The organism is Devosia sp. (assembly GCF_034675085.1).
GTDB lineage: Bacteria > Pseudomonadota > Alphaproteobacteria > Rhizobiales > Devosiaceae > Devosia.
Genome location: NZ_JAUCDN010000302.1, coordinates 1 through 3,900, shown reverse-complemented (window position 1 = coordinate 3,900; position 3,900 = coordinate 1). Strand labels below are relative to the sequence as shown.

Sequence of the window (3,900 nt, the reverse complement as noted above, 5' to 3'; positions counted from 1 at the left end):
CGATAGGGCATGCCCATGATGCCGGCGACGCCGGGGATCACCGCCTTCACCCCGGGGATGAAGCGGCCGATGAACACCGCCTTGCCGCCATGGCGGGCAAAGAAGATCTCGCCCCGCGCGATGAGGTCGCGGTGGTGGCGGAAGGGCCAGATTTCCTTGATCGTGCCCTTCAGAAAATGCCCGATGGCATAGGAGAGCGCGTCCCCGATAATGGCGCCGATGACGGCGGCGAAATACACTTCCCAGAAGGGCAGGCGCCCTTCGGCGATGATGCCGCCGGCCAGCAGCAGCACCGGGGTGGAGGGAATGAACAGCCCCAGAATGAACACCGCCTCGCCGATGGCAACGGCGAAGATGAACCAGAAGGTGAGCCAGAAATTGCCGGAAATGGTATTGAGGAAGGCTTCGAGATAGCTCGACACGGTATGGAAGATATCGAACATGCCGGCGGGGCCTCGCTTCTCACGCGGTGACACCACCGGAGGCTGATTTATGATCGCTCCGGCCGGATCGCTCAAGCGCAAAGAATTGTGTTCGCCGGGCGCCGATGTCGCGAGAGCTTCACAATGGCGGGAACGGGCGTGGTTGCGAGGCAGCGACCTGCCCCAACATCACCCCCTCCTTGATCCATCCCCGCAAGGGGAGGGTGAGCACTGAACCATCGTGGATTCTTGATTTTGCACATGTGATAGCCCCTGCGTGTGCGATGGAGCGGGTGCATTCACCACGATTTTTTTGTTTCGCCCTTGAACCTTTGCGCCGCTGCACCATTTTATCAGGGCGGCGCCGGGCCCCTCTGACGAGAGTGCATTCATGCTCTCGTGATGTCGGAGCTGCTCCGAATTGACATGGAGATGGTCCGGCGATGGAATCGCTTCTTGCCGCCCTGATGGGCGATTTTCTGGGTACACCCGTTTATTTCTGGGTCGCGTTCATCGCGATCGTCATCGGCCTTCTGGTCTTCGACCTGGGCATATTGCATCGCGACGAACACGAGATCGGCGCCAAGGAAAGCCTGGGGCTCTATAGTTTCTACGTCGCCATCGCGCTGGCCTTCGGCGGCTGGGTGTGGTGGCAGCGCGGCGCCGAGGCGGGGCTGGAATTCTATACCGGCTATCTGATCGAGCAGTCGCTGGCGATGGACAACATGTTCGTCATCGCCACCATCTTCAGTTTCCTCGCCATTCCCCGCCTTTATCAGCACCGCGTGCTGTTCTGGGGCATTCTGGGCGTCATCGCCTTCCGCGCCATCCTGATCGGGCTGGGCGCGGCGCTGGTGCATTCCTTCAGCTGGATCCTGTTCGGCTTCGGTGCCTTCCTGATCTTTACCGGCGTCAAGATGTTCAGCCACAAGGACGAAGAGCACGACATCGCCGCCAATCCGGTCTTCGCCTTCATCACCAGCCGCTTTCGCGTCACCAAGGAGTTGCAGGGGCGCAATTTCACCGTCAAGCAGCCCGACCCCAAGACCGGGAAACTGGTGACCTGGCTGACGCCGCTGGCGGTGGCGCTGATCATGGTGGAAACCGTCGACCTGATCTTCGCGGTGGATTCGGTGCCCGCCGTATTCGCGGTGACGCAGGACACCTTCATCGTCTACACGTCCAACATCTTCGCCATTCTGGGCCTGCGGGCGCTGTATTTCGCCCTTGCCGCCGCCATGGGGCGCTTCCGCTACCTGCAAACGGCGCTGGCCATCGTGCTGGTGCTGGTGGGCATCAAGATTTTCCTCGTGCCCGTGGGCATCAAGATCGACACCCTGCTCTCGCTGGTCGTCACCGTGGGCATCCTCGCCGGCGGCGTGATCTTCTCGCTGTGGAAGACCCGCAACGCGCCGCTGGCCGAAGACGATCCGACCCCAACGCCCGGCGCCAGACCCCCGCGAGCGGAGCGGCGGTTGACGCCGCTCCGCCCTCGGGGCTAGCATGGCCCCGTTCCAGCCAAGAGGTTCGTGCCGAAATGATCTGAGACCCCGCCCCGGACGCAGGACTGCCCTTTTCCACGCGCTTGCGTCGGCATTGGGCATGGATGCCGTCCCGAGCAGGATCAGGTCCGCGCCGGATCGCCTTCGGCCCGTGAGGCGTCGTCTTAGGCGCCGCACCCGTTCCCCCTCCCGGCATCCGCTCCCCTCGCGTTCCCTTCCGCTTTCGCGCGGCGTCTTCTGGCGCCGTCTGTTCCATGACACCCCGCCGCGCCGCTGGCCGGCGGGAAAGGAGAGCTATTGCCATGCCCAAGAACATCTTCCAGCGGCCCCAGCCGATCAAACGCAGCAGCAACGTGCCGCGTCATGGCGCGCCCCTGCCCATGAGCCGCCTCGAGGCGCGCCGGGTCGCCCAGCCCAAGACGGACAAGGAGACCCCGCCCCTGCCCGCGCTCGAAACCCTGCTGGGCAAGACGCCGCAGTCCTGACACGCGCAAAGGCCGGGGGTGAACCCTCCGGCCTTCTTGCTGACACGGACTGTCCGGACAAAGGGGCAAGCTGACATCCTGACGGAAGGAGAACCGCCATGCCCCTCATCGCCCGCTGCCATTGCGGCGCAACGCGCATCCAGTTGCCGGCCCATCCCACCGACGCCACCAGCTGCAATTGCAGCTATTGCGCCCGTACGGGAGCCAGGTGGGCCTATTACGCCCCCGGCGAACTGATCTTCCTCTCGCACGAGGACGAGCGGCTCTACAGCACCCGGCCGGAGCTGCAACAGCATTATTTCTGCGGGCGCTGCGGCATGCAGACCTGGGGCGATGCGCCGGACTGGTCTAGCCTCTATAATGAGGACGGCACCCCCAAGGCGGGAGACGGCACCGCCGTTCCCACCGCGCGCAAATACGGGCTCAACCTCAATTTGGTGGACGATCTGGACTGGAGCGCCATCACCATTACCGCCGTGGACGGGCGGAATAGCTGGTAAGCCCGCGCGGCGGCCGCCTCAATGGCCGGCAAATTCCATCAGCGCGGTGACGGCGACGCCTTCGGCCTTGAGCTTGTCGCCCCCGCCCAGATCGGGCAGGTCGATGACGAAGGCGGCGTCGGCAACGCTGGCGCCGGTGCGGCGCAGCAGGCCCACGGCGGCGATGGCCGTGCCGCCGGTGGCGATGAGATCGTCAACCAGCAGCACCTTGTGGGCCGGCGCCAGAACATCGGCATGGATTTCGATGGTGTCCACGCCATATTCGAGCGCGTAATTCTGCCCGATGGTCTGGCCGGGGAGCTTGCCCTTCTTGCGCACCGGAATGAAGCCCACGCCCAGCGCAATGGCAACGCCCGCCCCGAAGATGAAGCCGCGCGCCTCGATGCCGGCGACGTGGGTGATGCCCCGCCCGCGATAGGGCGCGGCGATGCGCTCGACGCTCTCGCGAAACCCCTCGGGATGCTCGATCAGCGTAGTGATGTCGCGGAAGAGAATCCCCTTCTTGGGATAGTCGGGAATGGTGCGCACGAGGGATTTCAGGTCGAGCGACATGGCAGGCCTTTGAGCGGGACGGCAGGAAAAACTGGGGCGGTCAGCGCGGCTTGTTGCCGACGATATGGCGGGCCAGGACCCCGGCATTATAGGCGGCGCGGCGGGTGAGATCGGCCGCCCTTTCGCGCGTCGCCGGATTGGCGGCGACCGCATGAAGGCCGGCCCGCACCGCCGGATGGCGGCTGACGGTGATGGCTGCGGTGGCAAGGGTCACCACGAGGCGAATGGCGGACATGGCAGCTCCGTTTGTCTCAGGCCGAATATCGCGGCAGGCGGGGCTTATGGCAAGGGGCGATGGGGGAAAAGAGATGTGATCGGGAAGCATTTGAGAGGCCGGCGGATGGAGCTCCACCTCCTCCCAATCTCCCCTTTGATGGGCGTCGCCGGCGGTCGGCGGAGCCGATGAAAGGCTCCAGCGGAGCCTTTCAAGACAAGAAGA

The 3,900-nt window shown here is 64.5% G+C and carries 6 protein-coding genes; 3 read left to right on the top strand and 3 right to left on the bottom strand.

Features of this window, described 5'->3' with window-relative positions; all coding sequences use genetic code 11:
* On the bottom strand, window positions 1-443 hold a 443-nt coding region (locus tag VDP82_RS15155), incomplete at its 3' end, for a DedA family protein (RefSeq protein WP_323015670.1).
* Window positions 444-865: 422 nt separating this feature from the next.
* Between VDP82_RS15155 and VDP82_RS15150 the strand changes: the two genes are divergently transcribed.
* From VDP82_RS15150 to VDP82_RS15140, 3 genes are all read left to right on the top strand, one after another.
* The gene (locus VDP82_RS15150; protein ID WP_323015669.1) at window positions 866-1,924 is read left to right on the top strand and encodes a TerC family protein; all 1,059 of its coding nucleotides are present in this window, start codon (window positions 866-868) and stop codon (window positions 1,922-1,924) included.
* A 302-nt stretch (window positions 1,925-2,226) separates the two neighbouring features.
* Entirely contained in the window at window positions 2,227-2,409 is a 183-nt protein-coding gene (locus VDP82_RS15145) for a hypothetical protein (RefSeq protein ID WP_323015668.1), read from the top strand.
* A 98-nt stretch (window positions 2,410-2,507) separates the two neighbouring features.
* On the top strand, window positions 2,508-2,909 hold the full coding sequence (locus VDP82_RS15140) for a hypothetical protein (RefSeq protein WP_323015667.1): 402 nt from the start codon (window positions 2,508-2,510) through the stop codon (window positions 2,907-2,909).
* A gap of 18 nt (window positions 2,910-2,927) precedes the next feature.
* On the opposite strand, the gene VDP82_RS15135 is transcribed toward VDP82_RS15140, so the two are convergent.
* Both VDP82_RS15135 and VDP82_RS15130 read right to left on the bottom strand, forming a co-directional pair.
* Window positions 2,928-3,461, bottom strand: a complete 534-nt coding sequence (locus VDP82_RS15135; protein WP_323015666.1) for an adenine phosphoribosyltransferase — start codon at window positions 3,459-3,461, stop codon at window positions 2,928-2,930.
* Between the two features lie 40 nt (window positions 3,462-3,501).
* On the bottom strand, window positions 3,502-3,696 hold the full coding sequence (locus VDP82_RS15130; protein WP_323015665.1) for a hypothetical protein: 195 nt from the start codon (window positions 3,694-3,696) through the stop codon (window positions 3,502-3,504).
* Window positions 3,697-3,900: the final 204 nt, after the last annotated feature.

Excerpts from the sequence above, each read along its gene's own strand:
- VDP82_RS15140 (WP_323015667.1), top strand. The coding sequence starts at position 2,508 with ATGCCCCTCATCGCCCGCTGCCATTGCGGCGCAACGCGCATCCAGTTG.
- VDP82_RS15135 (WP_323015666.1), bottom strand. The coding sequence starts at position 3,461 with ATGTCGCTCGACCTGAAATCCCTCGTGCGCACCATTCCCGACTATCCC.
- VDP82_RS15145 (WP_323015668.1), top strand. The coding sequence starts at position 2,227 with ATGCCCAAGAACATCTTCCAGCGGCCCCAGCCGATCAAACGCAGCAGC.
- VDP82_RS15150 (WP_323015669.1), top strand. The coding sequence starts at position 866 with ATGGAATCGCTTCTTGCCGCCCTGATGGGCGATTTTCTGGGTACACCC.
- VDP82_RS15130 (WP_323015665.1), bottom strand. The coding sequence starts at position 3,696 with ATGTCCGCCATTCGCCTCGTGGTGACCCTTGCCACCGCAGCCATCACC.